This window comes from Pseudomonas sp. URMO17WK12:I9, assembly GCF_900230165.1.
Lineage (GTDB): Bacteria > Pseudomonadota > Gammaproteobacteria > Pseudomonadales > Pseudomonadaceae > Aquipseudomonas > Aquipseudomonas fulva.
Genome location: NZ_OCMQ01000002.1, coordinates 104,547 through 124,556, shown reverse-complemented (window position 1 = coordinate 124,556; position 20,010 = coordinate 104,547). Strand labels below are relative to the sequence as shown.

Here is a 20,010-nt window from a genome sequence, read left to right as displayed (position 1 = left end):
CCATGGATGGCGGCGCGTTCAACCACCGCTGCATAAATACAAATCAAGCGAGGTAAGAGCATGTCTGGCAATCGTGGAGTGGTATATCTCGGCGCCGGCAAGGTCGAGGTGCAGAAGATCGACTACCCGAAAATGCAGGACCCGCGCGGCAAGAAGATCGAGCACGGCGTGATCCTGAAGGTGGTCTCCACCAACATCTGCGGCTCTGACCAGCACATGGTCCGCGGCCGCACCACTGCCCAGGTCGGCCTGGTTCTGGGCCACGAAATTACTGGTGAAATCGTCGAGAAGGGCAGTGACGTCGAGCGCATGCAGATCGGCGATCTGGTCTCGGTGCCATTCAACGTCGCCTGCGGCCGTTGCCGTTCCTGCAAGGAAATGCACACCGGTGTCTGCCTCACCGTAAACCCGGCCCGCGCCGGTGGTGCCTACGGTTATGTGGACATGGGCGACTGGACCGGTGGTCAGGCCGAATATGTACTGGTGCCATACGCCGACTTCAACCTCCTGAAGCTCCCTGAGCGCGACAAGGCCATGGAAAAGATCCGTGACCTGACTTGCCTGTCCGACATTCTGCCAACCGGTTACCACGGTGCCGTGACTGCAGGCGTAGGCCCAGGCAGCACCGTCTATGTTGCAGGTGCCGGCCCTGTGGGCCTGGCTGCCGCTGCTTCGGCTCGCCTGCTGGGCGCTGCCTGTGTGATCGTGGGCGACCTGAACCCTGCTCGCCTGGCTCACGCCAAGTCCCAGGGCTTCGAAGTGGTCGACCTGTCCAAAGACACCCCGCTGCACGAACAGATCGTGGACATTCTTGGCGAGCCGGAAGTGGATTGCGCCGTCGATGCCGTCGGCTTCGAAGCCCGTGGCCACGGCCATGAAGGTGCCAAGCACGAGGCGCCGGCCACTGTTCTTAACTCGCTGATGCAGGTGACCCGAGTTGCCGGCCAGATCGGTATCCCTGGCCTGTACGTGACCGAAGACCCGGGCGCTGTAGACGCGGCTGCCAAGATCGGTGCACTGAGCATCCGTTTCGGACTGGGCTGGGCCAAGTCGCACAGCTTCCACACCGGGCAGACGCCAACCATGAAGTACAACCGCCAGCTGATGCAGGCGATCATGTGGGACCGCATCAACATTGCCGAAGTGGTGGGTGTGCAGGTGATCAACCTGGATCAGGCGCCGGAAGGGTATGGCGAGTTCGATGCAGGTGTGCCGAAGAAATTCGTGATCGACCCGCACAAGATGTGGGGCGCGGCGTGACGGGCTTCGCAACGGTATAAGAAAGCGCCACGCATGGGAGTGCGTGGCGTTTTGCGTTTGGCTGGATCATTCGCCCTGAGTCGTTCTGGGGTTACCACGGATATGAGTGGTAAGGTCCTGAGGATCCAATGCGCTCTTCAGCAGTCTTCCACCCTCGTTCAACATACCGCGCTGTCGTTCCACCAGTGTGTTGAGGTGCAGTCCACCCGCTTCCGTCGGAAGTAGATCTTGTAACGTTTGCAACGTCCGTAGATCTTTTTCATTGGCTTTATATCGGGCCAAATTTTCCTTCAATATGGCCCCTTTTCCACCGCCCAGATCCTGGTTTACCGGTACGCGGTTAAGCGTTCGAGTTTCATATCGGTAGAGGGTATCCGGCTGCCAGGTTTTTGAGTAATACTTGCTGTTCCCTTGTTTCACGATCTTCGTCGAGGGCGGCACTTTGCTACCCGCTGTAAACCTGGTTACAGTCGTTGTGGGCTGTCGCTTGATTTGTTTGAAAATTTCAATAACGAGCGTGGCATGGCCTGAGGGATCGACCGCGTTCACCGGGTCGTTCGTACAGTAGGCGTAGCTATTCAGGCCGCCTTCGCCAAAGGGGCTGAGACTGTCTGCTGCGATAAATCTGCCAAGGCTAGGAGAGTAAGCGCGGTATCCTTGCCCCAGTAGATAGCATCTGGCAGTTGGTTCCAACGCCTCACCATTAAAGCCTGTCGCCACTCGCGTTGAAGGCAAGGTGGGATCATGTCCGTAAGCTGAATAGCTGTGGGGAGGCTCCTCATCGTCGCTCAGCACAGAGAGCACAGAACCCTTGTCGTCGGTTGTCAGCAGCCCGGCGGTTGTTGTGGCCCCCGTGAGTTGTTCTGCCAAAGGCGCTTCAGCGCCGCGCAGGATCGTACGAGTGACGGCGTCCTCCCGGACGGTACTCAGCTTGTTGCCTTGGTAGAATAAAAGCGAACTGTTCGGTGCTTTGCTCATGGTTCAACTCCCTGCCGTGCGGGGTGAATGGAGGTTGCTCTAAGCCCATTCTGAACAGCCACAGGGATTTAGGTACTGGCAGAAATGACAGTTTTGGAAGCTCACACGGAACCTGTAGGAGCGGGCCCGCCCGCGAAGAGGCCAGCCCGCCCTAGCCATCACTCAGCGCATCATCCCCAACTCCGCATCGTCCAACAGCGCCTTGGCCAGCGCGCTTAGATAATGCGAAGCCCAAAGCAACTGCGGCTTGTTGTCCATCAGGCCGTCAATGGTCAAATCCCGTGCATATACGATTTTAAGCGTGAGGAATGACCTGTAGTGGGGCCACAACCAGCCTGCTGTCAAACAAGAAGGCGGCAGCTGTACATGGGTTGACAGACCGGTAGGTCAAACAAAACCCGGCGCACGTGAAGTGCCCCATGCACAGCTGCCATAGAGGTTAAGCCATGTGTTTGACGAAGGCGGCCTGTCAAAGCCGGTCGCTGATTTTGCAACGACCGGCCGAGACTAGAGCCCATCCCGGATCACCGCAACGGCTTAAACGGCTTGGAAGCATATTTCTGAAACGTCCTACAAGTAAGCGGAAAAATCGGAAAACTGGCGGCGTTAGGCGCGCTGATCCGCTGGTCCGGTTGGGCATTACCTAATATAACAATCTGTCTTCACGGATCTTTGCGTTCGCTTCTGGTGGGTGACTACCGCTGTCGGCATTCGAAGAGCTCCAGGCTGGACGCGTGGACTCAATTTCACGTCTGAAGTGATCAATTGAATTTTGCTCGTCGCGCATTAGTGCTCTTCCCGCTTTCGCTGCACCATCCTTAATTTTTTTGATGTTGATGTTAATATCACTTACGTAGTCATCAAGGACGCTACGCGCTCGGGAAGAACCATGTGAACTGCTAACCCCTGGTAAGCTCGAGAGCTGCTCAGGATTTGTACTGATAGACAGGGTTGGGACCTCTGAAGCTCGAGGTGGTTTGTGCTTTGGCTGAGGAGCAGTGCCTGCCGGCTTTATTGTTGGTTGTTTACCCGGTCGGGGTGTAGAAGTATTAAGCGATTTTTTGACGAGCGCCAGTTTGGCTGTCGGCCCGAGTCCCTTGTATCTCGGGAGTAGACCGACTTTAGTAATCGGCCTCGGCATATGTCCCGTAGGATCCTGAAAATTAACCGGGTCACCAGCGCAGTAGTTGTATGCATTAATCCCGCCTTCGCCAAAGGGGGACAGACTGTCAGGACTTAGAAAACGTAGAAGTGACGGTGCATAGCTACGATAACCGACGCCCAGCTGATAATACTTTGTGAACTGCTCTATGGCCTGGCCGTTGAATCCAAGTAAGATTTTTGCTGGCTGGAGTGTTGCGCAGAAGCCATAGGCAGAATAAACGTGCGGTCCGACGTCTTTCATACGGGTGTGCTCCTGTCAGAATGCGCATAGCTCTCGCTCTTTTAAAGCGGCTGCTCTGAGTATCCCGGTGATCTCCGTATGCCGCTACTGGCAGAAGTAACAGGTGATGGATACGGTACGGGTGAACATCTGCGTCGACAGTCGGATAGGAACAAATCCCCCGAACCCCAGTCGAACGCCTCGTTTCCCGGGCCATCCCGGCCTACGAGGTCCCTCCCGATGAAAGCATTCACCCTGGCGACCCTGATGACCCTGGCCGCAAGCCCGGTGTTCGCCTTCAACCTCAGCGATGCGGCCAACGCCGTCTCTGCCATGCAGAACCAGATGCAACAAGGCCAGGTGCAGGCTCCTGCGGCCCAGGCCAATCTGCTCAATACCCTGGGCAGCCAATTGAACATCACCCCCGAACAGGCCATGGGCGGGGCGGGGGCGATGCTAGGGATGGCACGTAACAACCTCAGCACTGAGGAATATGGCCAGTTGACCAAAGCGGTGCCTGGGCTGGACCTGTTGGCTGGGGCCAATGCGCTGGGTGGGTTGAGCGGGCTGGGGGATTTGCTGGGCAAGCACAGCGAAAGCCAGTCGGCATTGAGCAACGCGCTGGGCAACAACGTGGAAAACCGCAGCGACTTGTACAGTGCATTCAAGGCGCTGGGGATGGATGCCGGGATGATCGGGCAGTTTGCGCCGTTGATTCTGCAATACCTCGGCCAACAGGGCATTGCAGGGTCGTTGTTGCAGAACCTGGGTAGCTTGTGGACCGCACCAGCGCCCTTGAACCAGCCTTCGGTCTAGGGCACGGTATGGACAATCCAGGTAGATGGTGAAGGCTGGCGCGGCCCTTTCGCGACACGCGTCCGCTCCACAACAGCCAGCGCAGGCCGCCAGATCATTGGATCAGGCCGCTTCGCTGAAATCCACTAGCCGCACCGGGCGGCGGAAGCCGGCGGTCAGGACGGCCAGGTAGGCAAGGCCCAGCGCGAACCAGCACAGCCCGATCACCAGCGTCAGCGCCGACAGGCTGGTCCACAGCCACAGCGTCAGCCCCAATCCCACCAGTGGCACCACGCCATAGCTCAGCAACCCCTTGGTATTGCGCTGGCTGGCATCGTCCATCAGGTGGGTCTTCACCACCGCCAGGTTCACCGCCGAGAACGCCACCAAGGCGCCGAAGCTGATCAGCGAGGCGAGGGTGGACAAGTCGATCACCAGCGCCAGCAGTGAGAACGCCGATACCACCGCGATGGCGAATACCGGTGTGCCGAGGCGTGGCGACAGGTGGCCGAAGGTGCGCGGGGGCAGCACCCGGTCCCGGCCCATGGTGTAGAGGATGCGCGACACTGCGGCCTGGGAGGCCAAGGCCGAGCCGAGGCTACCGGCGACATAAGCGGCCGTGAAGAAGTTGGCCAGGAACTGGCCGCCCGCCTTGAGCATGACCTCGTTTGCAGCAGCATCGGCATTGGCGAAGGTGCTGCCCGGCAGCACCAACTGGCTCACGTAGGCCAGCACGGTGAACAGCAGGCCGGCGAACAGCGTGGTGAGGATGATCGCCCGCGGCACATCACGCCGAGCATTGCGGCTTTCCTCTGCCAGGGTGGAAACGGCATCGAACCCCAGGAACGACAGGCACAGCACTGCCGCGCCGGCCATCATCGGACCAAAGCCGGGTGCGCTACCGTCACCTTGCAGCGGCGCCAGCCAGTCGATGGGGTGGCCGTCGCTGAGGGTCTGCCAGGACAGCGCGATGAACACACCAATGAAGACGATCTGCGCGCCCACGATCAGATTGCTGGTCTTGGCCACCGAGCTGATACCAACCACGTTGAGCACGGTCACCAAGGTGATGCAGGCGAGTACGAAAGCCCAGGCCGGCACCGCTGGAAAGGCGATATTCAGGAACAGGCCGATGAGCAGGTAGTTGATCATCGGCAGAAACAGATAGTCGAGCAGCAGCGACCAGCCCGCCAGAAAGCCTACGTTCTGGCCAAAAGCCATGTGGGTGTAGGAGTACGCCGAACCCGCGACCGGGAAGCGTTTGACCATAAAGCTGTAGGACGCGGCTGTGAACAGCATGGCCATCAGCGTGATCAGATAGGCGGTTGCCGTACGGCCACCGGTTAGCTCGGTGACGATGCCGTAGGTAGTGAAAATGGTCAGTGGGACCATGTACACCAGGCCAAAGAACACCAGGGCAGGGAGGCCCAGAACACGACGCAGTTGGGGCGGGGCGGAGCTTGATGGGTGGGTCATCGGTCGATCCAGACATTTTTGTAGTTGTGCTGTGATCGATCTTTATCCACAAAAGGGGTGTGTGACAAGAAGTATCAGGGGCCGAATAGACGCCGGACTCTCATTGGCAGGGTGTCCAAGCGTCCAATGCGCCTATCGCCTGGATGCCCCGCGCACCGTCATGACCCCGCAGGACCCAGCTTGCCGGCGCCATAGCCATTACAGGCAACAACGTCCCTCATTCCCAACGCAACTGCTCGATCCGTTCATCCTTTTCCAGCCACAGCTGGTTTACCCACGCCTGTACTGTCTGGCGGAAAACAGGATCGCTCTCGTAGTCGCCGGCCCACAACGCTGGGTCGAGCTCACGCACCTGAATGTCGATAATTACCCGGCTGACACTGCCATTGAGCAAGTCCCAGAAACCTGGCGCCTTGTCGCCGGGGTAGACGATTGTGACGTCCAGCAATGCATCGAGCTGCTCACCCAGCGCTGCGAGTACGAACGCCACGCCTCCGGCCTTGGGCTTTAACAGATGGCGGTAGGGTGATTGCTGCTCCTGGCGCTTGGCCTCGGTGAAGCGGGTGCCCTCCAGGTAATTGACCACGGTCACCGGTTGGCGCTTGAACAGCTCGCAGGCAGCCTTGGTGATTTCCAGATCCTTGCCCTTGAGCTCGGGGTGCTTCTCCAGAAAGGCTTTGCTGTAGCGTTTCATGAAGGGATAGTCCAGGCCCCACCATGCCAGGCCCAGCAGCGGCACCCAGATCAATTCCTTTTTCAGGAAGAACTTGAAGAAGGGTGTGCGCCGGTTGAGGCTCTCGATCAAGGCGGGAATGTCCACCCAGCTCTGATGATTGCTGATCGCAAGGTACGAGGTGTCACGGCGCAGGTTTTCGATGCCGCGAATGTCCCATTGTGTGGGGGTGCACAAGGCAAAGATGGCTTTGTCGATTTCCGACCAGGTTTCGGCCACCCACATTACAGCCCCTGATGCATGGTCTCGCCCACGACCAGGTAGCACCAGTTTGAACAAGGCGAACACCAGCAGGGGCCCGATCAACACCAAGGTATTGAGCAGCAGCAAGGTGGCTGTAAGTATGCCGGTCAGCACGCGACGCATAAGGAGACTCTTTCTGTCAGAACCATAACGATCGGCAATGATAAGCAGGGTTGCGAACTACGCCAAACCTCCAATGCCCGGCGGCACGGACAAATGTTTCACATTATGTTGGTTAGGCTTTGGACCGCGAACCTGGGCTGCCTGTGCGGTCTAACCCGTAAATCGATCAAGGAAGCTTGCTTGTGAAATCACTGTTTGCCGTGCTGACCCTGTTGACGCTACCGGTGATGGCCGCCGAGCCTACGCTGTACGGGCGTTACGAGAATATCGCGCTGCCGGAGATTGGCCAGACGCTCAAGGCCAAGATGGATACTGGCGCCTATACGGCGTCACTGTCTGCCAAGGACATCGAGCTGTTCACCCGCGATGGGCAGGAGTGGGTACGTTTCCGTTTGGCAACCAAGGATGCCGGCGACAAGGTTTACGAGCACCAGGTCTCGCGCATCAGCAAGATCAAGGGCCGTGCCGATGATGAGGATGAGGGCGATGCACCCGAGAGCGCTAAGCGGCCAGTGGTGGACCTGGAACTGTGCCTGGGAGACGTGAAGCGAACCGTGGAGGTCAACCTGGTGGATCGCAGCAACTTCAATTACCCACTGTTGGTGGGTGCCAAGGCGTTGCGCGAGTTCAAAGGCGCGGTGAACCCTGCCAAACGATTTACCGCTGGCAAGCCTGACTGCTGATTATCGTTGCATGAACGGGCGCATCGCCGCTGACGCACGCCTGCAGGGGCGCCGGATCGCTTCTACACGAGCCGGCTTGACGGCAATAGCCTTCTGTTCAGGCATCGGGTGCGGTGGTGACCATTGACGGCCGTGTGCTCACCTCGGCGTACCAGGCCGCCAGCCCAGGCTGGCGCTCACGCCAGCCAAACGCTGGCTGACGCAAGTCCAGGTACCCTAATGCGCAAGCCACGCCGATCGCTGCCAAATCGAATCCCGACATCAGCTCCGCCAGGTGGGCCTGTTCGAGGTTGGCCAGGCTGCGGCGGATCTTGTCCCCCTGCGCCTCCAACCATCCATCCCAACGTTTCTCGACGGGTCGCACGAACGTTTCGTAGCGGCTCGAGACGGCTGCATCCAGAATGGCATCCGCCTGGGAGGCCAGCGTCATGCGCCGCCAGCGAGCCGAGCCTTCCCGGGGCAGCAGTGGCAACCCCACATGTTGCTGATCCAGGTACTCGCAGATCACCCGGCTGTCATGCAGCACGGTTCCGTCGGCCAGGCGCAGCGCCGGAATCTTGCCGATGGGATTGCCGGCGTTTAGCTGCTCGTCACCGTTGACTGGGCTGATGTTCACAGGCTGCAGTGCCACTCGGTCCAATTGGCCGGTTTCGTGCAATACCACCATGACCTTGCGCACGAATGGCGACAGGGGCGAGTGGAACAGGGTCATGGTGCTCATGCTCAATTCCCTTGCAAGCTGGCCGGCATGCACACGCCCGTCCCGCCGATACCGCAATAGCCGTCCGGGTTCTTGGCCAGGTATTGCTGGTGGTAGGCCTCGGCGAAGTACACAGTGGGTGCTTTGTCGATTTCGGTGGTGATCTGACCGAAGCCAGCCTTGTCCAGCTCGGCCTGGAAGGCCTCGCGGCTGGCCTGGGCCTGCTCGAGCTGCTCTGGGCTCGTGCAGTAGATGGCCGAGCGGTACTGCGTGCCGACATCGTTGCCCTGGCGCATGCCCTGGGTCGGGTTGTGCAGTTCCCAGAACATGGCCAGCAGTTCACCGTAGCTCACTTTGCTCTTGTCGAAGACCACCAGCACAACTTCGGTGTGCCCGGTCAGGCCTGAGCAGACCTCTTCGTAGGTAGGGTTCGGGGTAAAGCCGCCGGCATAACCCACGACGGTACTGACCACACCCTCACGCTGCCAGAATCGACGCTCTGCGCCCCAGAAACACCCCAGGCCGAAAATGGCGAAATCCACATCTTCGAAGAATGGCCCGAGCAGCGGCGTTTCCTCGAACACGTAGTGGAACTCGGGCAGGCTCATCGGCGTTTCGCGGCCAGGCAGGGCCTGCTCCGCAGTGGGCATGACGTTTTTGTTCACCAGTATTTCCGAACGCAGGACCATGGCCGTTCCTCTGTGTCTATTCAGTTGGATAGCTTCAGGGCCATCGCCGACAAGTCCGCTCCCGATCACATGACCTGCGTGATCCTGGTGGGGACGGGCCTGCTCGCGATGTAGCCCGAATGGTTTCTAGTGTGCCCGAGGTTTGCGCCGCTGTCAGGCGGCTGGACCTCGCGGATAGCGTTGCAGGCGCTCTGCCAGCTCTCGCCCCGGAATAGGTCGGTCAAACAGATAGCCCTGCCCGATGTCACACCGGTGTCGACGCAGGAAACCCAGCTGCGCAGGGGTTTCAATGCCTTCGGCTACCACCTTCAGCTTGAGGTTGTGGGCCATGGCGATCACCGCCGAGGTGATTTCCATGTCGTCCTGGTTGTCGGGGATGTCCTTGATGAAGCTGCGGTCGATCTTGAGGATGTCGATCGGGAATTTCTTCAGGTAGCTGAGCGAGGAATAACCGGTGCCGAAGTCATCCATGGCCAGGGTCAGGCCCAAGGCTTTGAGCTCGTCGAGTTGCCGATGGGTGTCCTCACTGGCTTCGAGCAGCAACCCTTCGGTCAGCTCCAGCTCCAGTTGGTGCGCAGGCAAGCCTTCTTCCCTGATGATGCTGCTGATCGAGGCGACCAGATCAGGGTCGGAAAACTGCTTGGGCGACAGGTTGATCGCGACGTGCAGATTGCCAAGCCCTGCTGCACGCAGTTCGTTGCTCATGCGGCACGATTGGCGCACAACCCATTTGCCAATGGGGATGATCAAACCGGTTTCTTCGGCCACGCTGATGAACTGGTCAGGCCGGATCATGCCCCGCTCAGGATGGTTCCAGCGCAACAGTGCCTCCAGGCCCAGCAGCCGGCCGCTGCGCAGGCACAGCTTGGGCTGATAGAACACGTCCAGCTCGTTCTGGGTCAATGCGCGGCGCAGGTTGTTTTCGACGAACAGTTTGTAGCTGGCCTCGGCGTTGAGGACCTCGGTGAACACCTGCACCTGGTGTTTGCCGTTGGCCTTGGCCTTGTGCAGCGCCAACCCGGCATTCTTCATCAGGCTGGTGGGGTCGGCACCATGCTGGGGAGCGCTGGCTAGGCCCACCGATGCTGTGACATTGATCAGCTGGTTATCGACGAACATCGGCTTGTCGAGGGTGCGCAACAATTGCTGGGCAACCCCCTGGCCGGCCTCCAGGCTGGTGTCGTCGAGCAACACGGCGAATTCGTTGCTGGCAAAACGGGCCAGGATACCGCCGGCATGCAGGCTGTTGCGCAGGCGCCTGGCCAGGCTGATAAGCAACTTGTCGCCCGTGTGATGGCCGAGACTGTCGTTGATGCGCTTGAAATTGTCGATGTCCACCAGCAGTAGGCACATCGGATTCTGCACATCCCGGGCGAAGCATTCGTCCAGGCTGCGGATGAACGCCGGACGGTTGCCCAGGTTGGTCAGGTTGTCGGTGTAGGCCAGCCGCTCGATGCGCTGCTGGGCCAGCTTGCTCTGGGTGACGTCTTCGTAGATGCCGATGTAGTGGGTCAGCTCGCGGTTGTCACCATACACCTTGGAGATCGACAGCTGCCCCCAGTAGGGTTCCAGGTTCTTGCGCCGGCTCTTGAATTCACCCTGCCAGCTATTACCCATGGCCAGGCTCGAAGGCGAGTCGAACAGCAGCTCGTTGAGGTTCTCAAGGGCGGGCAGTTCACCCAGGTGACGCCCTTGCACTTCCTCGGTGCTGTATTGGGTGATGGCGGTGAAGCTCGGGTTCACATACTCGACCTGCCCATCCCGGTTCACCAGCAGGAAGGCGCTGGCGCTCTGCTCCACGGCGCGTTGGAACAGGTGCAGCGCACTGGCCGCCGCGCGGCGGTTGTGATTGGTAATGACCTGGGCGAACTGGTCGGCCAGCTCGCCGGCAAAGGCGATCTCATCGGACTGCCAGGCCCGTGGCTGGCCGGCCTGTTCCAGGCACAACACGCCCACCACCTGGCCATCGACGCGAATGCTGGCATCGAGCATGGCCTTGTTGCCAGGCCCCAGGCTCTGCATCAACGCACGTGTACGGGGATCGTGCCCAGCGTTGTGCGCATCGATCGCACGGCTGGCATGCAGGGCCTCGAGGTAATCCGGGAAATGGCTGGCGTCGATTGCCTGGGGTTGCCGGTGCGCTTGCACATCGCTGTACCAGGCTGTGATCGGCTCAAGCCGATGGCCTTCCAGGTGCCAGATACCGGCGCAGTCGATCTTGTAGATCTCACAGGCGCTACGGGTGATCAGTTCGGCGGCTTCGAGCAACGAGTTCTCGGCGCTGTAGCGTTGACGGGCCAGGCGCAGGATCAGGTCTTGCTGGCTGCGTACGCGCTCCAGGTGCTCGAGCTGCTCACGTTGGGCACGCTGGTTCAGTTGCAGGGCCAGTTGCAGGCGGTTGTTGCGTGACTCCAGGTCGCTGGCGGTCTCGCCCGTGTCTTCCGGGTGATCGTCCAGTACGCTCAGGTAGCCGCACAGCAACTGCCGGGCGTGCTGTTTGAAGGCTTCGCCGACCTCCAGCATGCGCACGGAAGCGCCTGGCGTGTGCAGGGTGTAGCGCACACGGTAGTAGCCGCGTTGCGACAGTTGCAGCTGGATGTCGTCATGCAGCCGGTAGCGGGCCTCAGGTTCCATGAGGCTGGCGTAAGGGGCATCGACCAGCGCGCAGAGGTCACTGGCATGAACGCCGAACTGGCGCTCGCAGGCCGGGTCCAGGTAGAGCAACGACCAACTGGCTTCATTGAGCCTTTCGAAGCGCAGCATGCCCAACCGCGAGGGCACGGGTAACTGCGTGACGACCTCGCCCGTCACACGGTTGCCAGCATCGGGTTGGCTTTTCATCGAAAACTCGCTTGAAGAGGGAACGCGCGCGTTGGACCGCGTCGAATCTGGCAAGGTTGCATCATGTCCCTATAGCTGGCAAGCGGCCATGTACGAAGCTGTAACAAGGTTATCGGCCGAGGGTACGGAATCTGTAGGACGGCTGTTCAGAGCGGCTGTGCAACGATGATCGGCAACGCCGACGCGCACCGGGGCCATCATGTCCCCGCACAGCGCCCACTTTGCGCCAGGCAAAAAAAGCCCCGTCAATCGACGGGGTTGAGGTACGAGCGTGGCAGCTCGAAAAAGAGACTGCCCCTCACCGGGAGGGGCAGTGCGCTGCCTTACAGCAGCATGGTGCGGATATCGCCCAGCACATCGCCCAGACGCTTGGTGAAGCGCGCAGCGGCAGCGCCGTTGATCACACGGTGATCGTACGACAGCGACAGCGGCAGCATCAGCTTGGGCTGGAAGGCCTTGCCGTCCCAGACAGGCTGCATGGTCGCCTTGGAGACGCCCAGGATGGCCACCTCAGGGGCGTTGACGATCGGCGTGAAGCCGGTGCCGCCAATATGGCCGAGGCTGGAGATGGTGAAGCAGGCGCCCTGCATCTCGTCCGCCGAGAGCTTCTTGGTACGCGCCTTCTCGGCCAGTGCAGCCGCTTCGGCAGCCAGCTGCAGTAGGCTCTTCTGGTCGACGTTCTTGATCACCGGTACCAGCAGGCCGTCGGGCGTGTCCACGGCAAAGCCGATGTGCACGTATTTCTTGCGGATGACCGCTTTGCCGCTTGGTGCCAGCGAGCTGTTGAAGTCTGGCAGTTCCTTGAGCAGGAAGGCGCAGGCCTTGAGCAACAGCGGCAGGACGGTCAGCTTGACGCCGGCCTTTTCTGCGACGGCTTTCTGGGCCACGCGGAAGGCTTCGAGCTCGGTGATGTCAGCCGAATCGAACTGGGTGACGTGAGGCACGTTCAGCCAGCTGCGGTGCAGGTTGGCAGCACCGACCTGCATCAGGCGGGTCATGGCCACTTCTTCGACTTCACCGAACTTGCTGAAATCGACCACCGGAATCGGCGGAATGCCAGCGCCGCCGGTTGCACCGGCAGCTGCCGGCGCTTCCTTGGCCTTCTGCATCATGGCCTTGACGTAAACCTGCACGTCTTCTTTCAGGATGCGGCCATGTGGGCCGGTCGCTGCCACGGCGCCGAGCTCTACGCCAAATTCACGGGCCAGCTGACGCACGGCTGGGCCGGCGTGCACCTTGGCGTTGTTGCCGGCAGCCGGGGCGGTTGCGGCTGGCGCAGGGGTAGCGGCAGCCGGGGCAGCAGCAGGGGCAGCGGCGGCGGGTTCGGCCTCGGCCTCGGCCTTGGCCGGTGCAGCGGCGGCCGGAGCCTGCGCTGCGGCAGGCGCTGCACCTGCGATTTCAAGCTTGAGGATCAGGTCGCCTGTGCCCACTTCGTCGTCAAGCTTGGCAATGACTTCCTTGACCACGCCAGCAGCAGGCGACGGGATTTCCATGGAGGCCTTGTCGGACTCCAGGGTGATCAGCGATTGATCGGCTTCGACGGTATCGCCTGCCTTGACCAGCACTTCGATGATCTTGGCCTTGCCCGACGAGCCAATGTCCGGCACGTGGATGTCCTGCACGCTGGCAGCAGCCGGGGCGGCAGCAGGCGCTGGCGCTGCTTGGGCAGCAGGCGCCGGTGCGGCCGCTTCAGCCTGTGCGGGCTTCTGCTCGGCGGCAGGTGCCTCAGGGGCCGCATCAGCGGCTCCCTCGGCTTCCAGAACCAGGAGCTCGTCGCCTTCTTTCAGGCGATCGCCCAGCTTGACCTTCAGTTCCTTGACGATACCGGCCTTGGGCGCCGGAATCTCCATGGAGGCCTTGTCGGACTCCAGGGTCAGCAGGCTTTGATCAGCCTCGATACGATCACCGACCTTGACGAACAGCTCGATGATTTCACCTTCACCGCTGCCGATGTCAGGTACGCGAATGAGTTCGCTCACTTAAAAATACTCCTCAGCAGTCCAATGGGTTGCGCTTGTCCGGGTCGATGCCGAACTTGACGATGGCGTCAGCCACAACCTTGGGTTCGATCTCGCCACGGTCAGCCAGCGCTTCCAGGGCAGCCAGTACCACGAAGTGACGGTCTACTTCGAAGAAGTGACGCAGCTTCTTGCGGCTGTCGCTGCGACCGTAACCGTCGGTACCCAGGACCTTGAACTCTTTGCTCGGCACCCATTGGCGGATCTGCTCGGCGAACAGCTTCATGTAGTCGGTGGACGCGATGACCGGCCCCTTGCGGCCGCTCAGGCACTGCTCGACGTAGGTCTGCTGTGGCTTCTGGCCAGGCTTGAGACGGTTGGCACGTTCCACGGCCAGGCCGTCGCGACGCAGTTCATTGAAGCTGGTGACGCTCCACACGTCGGCCCCGACGTTGAACTCTTCACGCAGAATCTTCGCCGCTTCGCGCACTTCGCGCAGGATGGTGCCCGAACCCATCAGCTGCACGTGGTGTGCGGCTTCGCGGGTGTCTTCTTCAAGCAGGTACATGCCCTTGATGATGCCTTCCTCGGCACCGGCCGGAATGGCAGGCTGCTGGTAGGACTCGTTCATCACGGTGATGTAGTAGAAGATGTCCTGTTGCTCTTCGGTCATCTTCTTCATGCCGTCCTGGATGATCACCGCCAGCTCGTAGCCGTAGGTTGGATCATAGGTGCGGCAGTTCGGGATGGTACCGGCCATCATGTGGCTGTGACCGTCCTCGTGCTGCAGGCCTTCGCCGTTGAGTGTGGTACGGCCGGCGGTGCCGCCGATCAGGAAGCCACGGGTACGGCTGTCGCCAGCGGCCCAGGCCAGGTCGCCGATACGCTGGAAGCCGAACATCGAGTAGAAGATGTAGAACGGCAGCATCGGTTGGTTGTGGCAGCTGTACGAAGTACCGGCAGCGATGAACGACGACATGGCGCCGGCTTCGTTGATGCCTTCCTCGAGGATCTGGCCTTTCTTGTCCTCGCGGTAGAACATCACCTGGTCCTTGTCGACCGGCTCGTAGAGCTGACCCACCGACGAGTAGATGCCCAACTGGCGGAACATGCCTTCCATGCCGAAGGTGCGGGCTTCGTCAGGGATGATGGGCACGATGCGCTGACCGATTTCCTTGTCCTTGACCAACTGCGCCAGGATGCGCACGAAGGCCATGGTGGTGGAAATTTCACGGTCGCCCGAGCCGTCCAGGATCGCCTTGAGGGTTTCCAGAGGCGGGGTCGGCACGCTGAAGCTCTTGGCGCGGCGCTGAGGCACGAAGCCGCCCAGGGCCGCACGACGCTCGGCCAGGTAACGGGCCTCGGCAGAACCTTCTTCGGGCTTGTAGAACGGCAGGTTCTCCAAGTCCGCATCCTTGACAGGGATATCGAAGCGGTCACGGAAGTGACGCAGGCTGTCGACATCGACCTTCTTGGTGTTGTGCGCGGTGTTCTTGGCTTCGCCGGCACCGGTACCGTAACCCTTGATGGTCTTGGCCAGGATGACGGTAGGCTGGTCCTTGTGGTTGACCGCCTGGTGGTAGGCTGCATAGACCTTGTACGGGTCATGGCCGCCGCGGTTGAGCTTCCAGATCTCGTCGTCGGACAGGTCTTCGACCATGGCCTTGAGCTCTGGGGTGTTGAAGAAGTGCTCACGCACGTAGGCGCCGTCTTTGGCCTTGTAGTTCTGGTACTCGCCGTCGATGACTTCGTCCATGCGGCGTTGCAGGGCACCGTTGGTGTCCTTGGCCAGCAGCGGATCCCAGAAGCGACCCCAGACCACTTTGTTGACGTTCCAGCCACCGCCGCGGAACACGCCTTCGAGTTCCTGGATGATCTTGCCGTTGCCGCGAACCGGGCCGTCGAGGCGCTGCAGGTTGCAGTTGATGACGAAGATCAGGTTGTCCAGCTTCTCGCGGCCGGCCAGGGCGATCGCGCCCAAGGATTCTGGCTCGTCGCACTCGCCGTCGCCCATGAAGCACCAGACTTTCTGCTTGCCTGCTGGAATGAACCCACGAGCTTCCAGGTACTTCATGAAGCGTGCCTGGTAGATGGCCTGGATCGGGCCCAGACCCATCGAAACGGTCGGGAACTGCCAGAAGTCAGGCATCAGCCAAGGGTGTGGGTACGAGGACAGACCGTTGCCATCGACTTCCTGGCGGAAGTTGTTCATCTGCTCTTCGCTGATGCGGCCTTCCATGAAGGCGCGGGCGTAGACGCCCGGCGAGGCGTGGCCCTGGTAGAAGACCAGGTCGCCACCGTGTTCTTCGGTCGGTGCCTGGAAGAAGTAGTTGAAACCGATATCGTACAGGGTGGCGCTGGAGGCGAAGCTGGAGATGTGTCCGCCCAGGTCCGAGTCTTTCAGGTTGGTGCGCACGACCATGGCCAGGGCGTTCCAACGCACCATCGAGCGAATGCGGCGTTCCATGAACAGGTCGCCAGGCATGCGTGCTTCGTGGGTGACAGGGATGGTGTTGCGGTATGGCGTGGTGATCGCATACGGCAGCTGGGAGCCACTGCGGGTGGCCAGCTCGCCCATACGGGTCATCAGGTAATGAGCGCGGTCTTCGCCTTCTTTGTCGAGGACCGACTCCAGGGCATCCAGCCATTCCTGGGTTTCGATTGGATCGAGGTCTTGCATGGCTTGCTCCAGGGCGGAAAGGCAACCAGAATCGATTGCCTGAGATTGCGACTGGCCTTATGGGCAGACGTCGTGAATTCTTGGATTACCGGGATCTTCGTCCGGCGCCGTGTAGTTTTACTACATTTGCTTTCGCATTTCATGCTTTTGCACGACAGGCACAGTAGTAAAACTACATTTGTGCGACGTTTGGTCGCATCCTGGCTTGTGAGGAAAAACGTTCATGTTGGTTGGCAATGTTCCACGAACGGGTAACTGTTGATGTTCCATGCCACGAATTCGAATTTTTCAGCTATTTCCAACTTTTGTATGACAGTCCAACCGTGGTCCGGCTTTCCCTTGGCCGCCTTTCCTCATCCATTTCACGCCGATCAAGGATAGCCCATGCGCCTGCCTTTGCCTTGCCAGCTGCCTGCCGTTCTTCAACCACTGACCCTGCGCAACCAACAGTTTCTGCACGAGGCGGTGGCCGCACACCCGGAACTGGACCTGGGCAGCTGGAGCGAGCAGCATGCTCGGCAGTTCGATCAGGTGGCGGCGGTCAGTGACTTCGTGCTCGCCCAGGTGCAACGTGACCCGGGGCTGCTGTTCGGCCTGATGGGCAGCGGCGAGCTGGAACGGGGCTACGGGCAGGGCGAGCTGCGCGGCCATGTGGCCAAGGTTGCCCAGGCGGCGCAAAGCGAGGACGAGCTTGCCCGTAACCTGCGTCGCGAACGCAACCGCCAGCAGGTACGCATCATCTGGCGTGACATCACCCGCCAGGCCGATCTCGGTGAGACCTGCCGCGATCTCTCCGACTTGGCCGACGCCGCCATCGATGAGGCCTACCAGTGGCTGTATCCACGCCACTGCCAGCAATTCGGCACGCCGATCGGCAACCGCAGCGGCCAGCCACAACACATGGTGGTGCTGGGCATGGGCAAGCTGGGTGCGGGGGAGCTGAACCTTTCCTCGGACATCGACTTGATCTTCGCATTCCCCGAAGGCGGCGAAACCGAAGGCGTGAAACGCTCGCTGGATAACCAGGAGTTCTTCACCCGCCTGGGGCAGCGCCTGATCAAGGCCCTGGACCCGGTCACGGTCGATGGCTTCGTGTTTCGCGTCGACATGCGCCTGCGCCCGTACGGGTCGTCCGGTGCGCTGGTGCTCAGCTTCAACGCGCTGGAGCAGTATTACCAGGACCAAGGCCGCGACTGGGAACGCTACGCCATGATCAAGGCCCGGGTAGTGGCAGGCGATCAGGCTGCCGGCGCCCAGCTGCAGGAAATGTTGCGCCCGTTCGTCTACCGACGGTACCTGGACTTCTCGGCCATCGAGGCCCTGCGCACCATGAAGCAGCTGATCCAGCAGGAAGTGCGGCGCAAGGGCATGGCGGACAACATCAAGCTGGGCGCAGGCGGCATTCGCGAAGTGGAGTTCATCGCCCAGGCCTTCCAGCTGATTCACGGCGGCCGCGACCTCAGCTTGCAGCAGCGGCCCTTGCTCAAGGTGCTGGCTACCCTGGAAGGCCAAGGCTACCTGCCCCCTGCCGTGGTCACCGAGCTGCGAGAGGGTTATGCATTCCTGCGCTACACCGAGCACGCCATCCAGGCTATCGCCGACCGCCAGACGCAAATGTTGCCGGAAAACGAAACCGATCAGGCCCGAGTCGCCTACATGCTGGGCTACGCCGACTGGCAAGCCTTCGAGGCTCAACTTGGTCAGTGGCGTGAGCGCATCGACTGGCACTTCCGGCAGGTCATCGCCGATCCCGATGAGGAGGAAAGCGAAGGCGAGTTGGTGGTCGGCGGTGAATGGTCGCCCTTGTGGGAGCAGGCCCAGGATGAAGAGGCTGCTGGCCGTCAGCTGGAGGAGGCCGGCTTCACGCTGCCAGGCGAGGCCTTGCGGCGCCTGGCGGCCCTGCGCGCCAGCCCGCAGTTGCGTTCGATGCAGCGCCTTGGGCGCGAGCGGCTGGATGCCTTCATCCCGCGATTGCTGGCCCAGGCGGTCGAGCACGAGAACCCCGACCTGGTGCTCGAGCGGGTACTGCCGCTGGTCGAAGCCGTGGCCCGGCGCTCTGCCTACTTGGTCCTGCTCACCGAGAACCCCGGTGCCCTGCGCCGTCTGCTGACCCTGTGCGCCGCCAGCCCATGGATTGCCGAGCAGATCGCACGCTACCCCTTGTTGCTCGATGAGTTGCTCAATGAAGGCCGCCTGTTCAGCCCGCCACTGGCGCCGGAGTTGGCCAGCGAATTGCGCGAGCGCCTCACGCGCATTCCAGAGGATGATCTGGAGCAGCAAATGGAGGCGTTGCGTCACTTCAAGCTGGCGCACAGCTTGCGCGTGGCGGCCTCGGAAATCAGTGGCAACCTGCCGTTGATGAAAGTCAGCGACTACCTGACGTGGCTGGCCGAGGCCATCCTCGACCAAGTGCTTGCCTTGGCCTGGCGCCAGACCGTTGCCCGCCACGGTCAACCCATGGGCAGTGACGGCATCCCCTGCGACCCGGGATTCGTCATCATCGGCTATGGCAAGGTCGGTGGCCTTGAAACGGGCCATGGGTCGGACCTGGACCTGGTGTTCATCCACGATGGCGACCCTCAGGCCGAAACCGACGGTGCCAAGCCCATCGACAGTGCGCAGTTCTTCACGCGGCTAGGGCAACGCATCATTCACCTGCTGACCACCCAGACCAACTCGGGCCAGTTGTATGACGTGGACATGCGTCTGCGGCCCTCGGGTGCCGCGGGCTTGTTGGTCAGCTCGCTGGGCGCATTCGAGCGCTACCAGCAAAGCGAGGCCTGGACCTGGGAGCACCAGGCACTGGTCCGCGCGCGCGTGCTGGTGGGTTGCCCGCGGGTTGGCCAGGCGTTCGAGAAAGTGCGGGCGCAGGTGCTGGGGCAACCGCGCGACCTTGAGAAGCTGCGTATCGAAGTGAGTGAAATGCGCGCCAAGATGCGCGCCAGCCTGGGCACGAAGGCCACTGTGGCCGGCACCGCACCCAACGCCTTCGACCCGGGTATGCCCTTTGACATCAAGCAGGATGCGGGCGGTATCGTCGATATCGAATTTATGGTGCAATACGCCGCTTTGGCCTGGTCCCATGACCATACGGCCCTGGTTCGATGGACCGATAACATCCGCATTCTGGAAGAGCTGGAGCAAGTGGGGTTGATGCCTGCTGCCGACGCGGTGCTGCTGCGCGAGGTATACAAGGCGTTTCGCGCTGCCTCTCACCGCCAGGCGCTGCAGAAGCAGGCCGGGGTGATCGATGCAGCGCAGTTTGTCGATGAGCGCCGCCAGGTGCGGCGTATCTGGAGCGAGCTCGGCCTGAGCTGAACCCTGTGGCGGCGGCTCGTCAGGGTGACGATCCGCCGCGATTGGGGCGTGAAGCAGCCCCGGTGTTACACTGTCGGCCACATAGCCTGAATATAAAGAGGGGAGGCCAGGCTGAATCGCAGCCTGTCGCCTCCCCGAGCGTTTCTGGA

The 20,010-nt window shown here is 61.0% G+C and carries 13 protein-coding genes and 1 pseudogene; 4 read left to right on the top strand and 10 right to left on the bottom strand.

Going from position 1 to position 20,010, the window contains the following annotated elements; genetic code table 11:
* Positions 1-60: 60 nt before the first annotated feature.
* Entirely contained in the window at positions 61-1,260 is a 1,200-nt protein-coding gene (gene fdhA, locus CRP40_RS05185; RefSeq protein ID WP_023532721.1) for a formaldehyde dehydrogenase, glutathione-independent, read from the top strand.
* Positions 1,261-1,326: 66 nt separating this feature from the next.
* On the opposite strand, the gene CRP40_RS05180 is transcribed toward fdhA, so the two are convergent.
* The 3 genes and pseudogenes from CRP40_RS05180 to CRP40_RS22325 form a co-directional block, all read right to left on the bottom strand.
* Positions 1,327-2,238: an RHS repeat-associated core domain-containing protein gene (locus CRP40_RS05180; RefSeq protein WP_050587292.1), complete on the bottom strand. Its 912-nt coding sequence runs from the start codon at positions 2,236-2,238 to the stop codon at positions 1,327-1,329.
* Positions 2,239-2,400: 162 nt separating this feature from the next.
* Positions 2,401-2,532 (bottom strand): annotated as a pseudogene (locus CRP40_RS21790) (DUF3077 domain-containing protein); the annotation flags it as partial.
* A gap of 349 nt (positions 2,533-2,881) precedes the next feature.
* A complete protein-coding gene (locus CRP40_RS22325; RefSeq protein ID WP_080992806.1) occupies positions 2,882-3,643 on the bottom strand; it encodes an RHS repeat-associated core domain-containing protein in 762 nt (253 codons plus the stop codon).
* 219 nt (positions 3,644-3,862) lie between these two features.
* On the opposite strand from CRP40_RS22325, the gene CRP40_RS05170 reads away from it, so the two are divergent.
* Complete coding sequence (locus CRP40_RS05170) at positions 3,863-4,438, top strand: DUF2780 domain-containing protein (RefSeq protein ID WP_027913571.1); 576 nt, start codon at positions 3,863-3,865, stop codon at positions 4,436-4,438.
* Positions 4,439-4,540: 102 nt separating this feature from the next.
* Here the strand turns inward: CRP40_RS05170 and CRP40_RS05165 are convergent, their stop codons facing one another.
* Entirely contained in the window at positions 4,541-5,893 is a 1,353-nt protein-coding gene (locus CRP40_RS05165) for an APC family permease (RefSeq protein WP_027913572.1), read from the bottom strand.
* Positions 5,894-6,110: 217 nt separating this feature from the next.
* Positions 6,111-6,992 (bottom strand): acyltransferase, encoded by an 882-nt coding sequence (locus CRP40_RS05160; protein ID WP_027913573.1) that lies wholly within the window; start codon positions 6,990-6,992, stop codon positions 6,111-6,113.
* Between the two features lie 182 nt (positions 6,993-7,174).
* Here CRP40_RS05160 and CRP40_RS05155 point away from each other — a divergent pair, with 182 nt between their 5' ends.
* The gene (locus tag CRP40_RS05155; RefSeq protein ID WP_027913574.1) at positions 7,175-7,675 is read left to right on the top strand and encodes an ATP-dependent zinc protease; all 501 of its coding nucleotides are present in this window, start codon (positions 7,175-7,177) and stop codon (positions 7,673-7,675) included.
* Between the two features lie 97 nt (positions 7,676-7,772).
* Here CRP40_RS05155 and CRP40_RS05150 read toward each other — a convergent pair whose 3' ends face one another.
* The 5 genes from CRP40_RS05150 to aceE form a co-directional block, all read right to left on the bottom strand.
* Entirely contained in the window at positions 7,773-8,396 is a 624-nt protein-coding gene (locus CRP40_RS05150) for a glutathione S-transferase (protein WP_027913575.1), read from the bottom strand.
* Between the two features lie 2 nt (positions 8,397-8,398).
* Positions 8,399-9,064, bottom strand: coding sequence for a peptide-methionine (S)-S-oxide reductase MsrA (gene msrA, locus CRP40_RS05145; RefSeq protein ID WP_027913576.1), 666 nt, complete (start codon positions 9,062-9,064; stop codon positions 8,399-8,401).
* A gap of 153 nt (positions 9,065-9,217) precedes the next feature.
* The gene (locus tag CRP40_RS05140; RefSeq protein ID WP_027913577.1) at positions 9,218-11,905 is read right to left on the bottom strand and encodes a GGDEF and EAL domain-containing protein; all 2,688 of its coding nucleotides are present in this window, start codon (positions 11,903-11,905) and stop codon (positions 9,218-9,220) included.
* 323 nt (positions 11,906-12,228) lie between these two features.
* The gene (gene aceF, locus CRP40_RS05135; protein WP_027913578.1) at positions 12,229-13,884 is read right to left on the bottom strand and encodes a dihydrolipoyllysine-residue acetyltransferase; all 1,656 of its coding nucleotides are present in this window, start codon (positions 13,882-13,884) and stop codon (positions 12,229-12,231) included.
* A gap of 13 nt (positions 13,885-13,897) precedes the next feature.
* Positions 13,898-16,543 carry a pyruvate dehydrogenase (acetyl-transferring), homodimeric type gene (gene aceE, locus CRP40_RS05130; RefSeq protein WP_027913579.1) on the bottom strand — a complete coding sequence of 882 codons (2,646 nt, stop codon included), beginning with the start codon at positions 16,541-16,543 and terminating at the stop codon, positions 13,898-13,900.
* 384 nt (positions 16,544-16,927) lie between these two features.
* Here aceE and glnE point away from each other — a divergent pair, with 384 nt between their 5' ends.
* Positions 16,928-19,861: a bifunctional [glutamate--ammonia ligase]-adenylyl-L-tyrosine phosphorylase/[glutamate--ammonia-ligase] adenylyltransferase gene (gene glnE / locus CRP40_RS05120; RefSeq protein ID WP_027913580.1), complete on the top strand. Its 2,934-nt coding sequence runs from the start codon at positions 16,928-16,930 to the stop codon at positions 19,859-19,861.
* Positions 19,862-20,010: the final 149 nt, after the last annotated feature.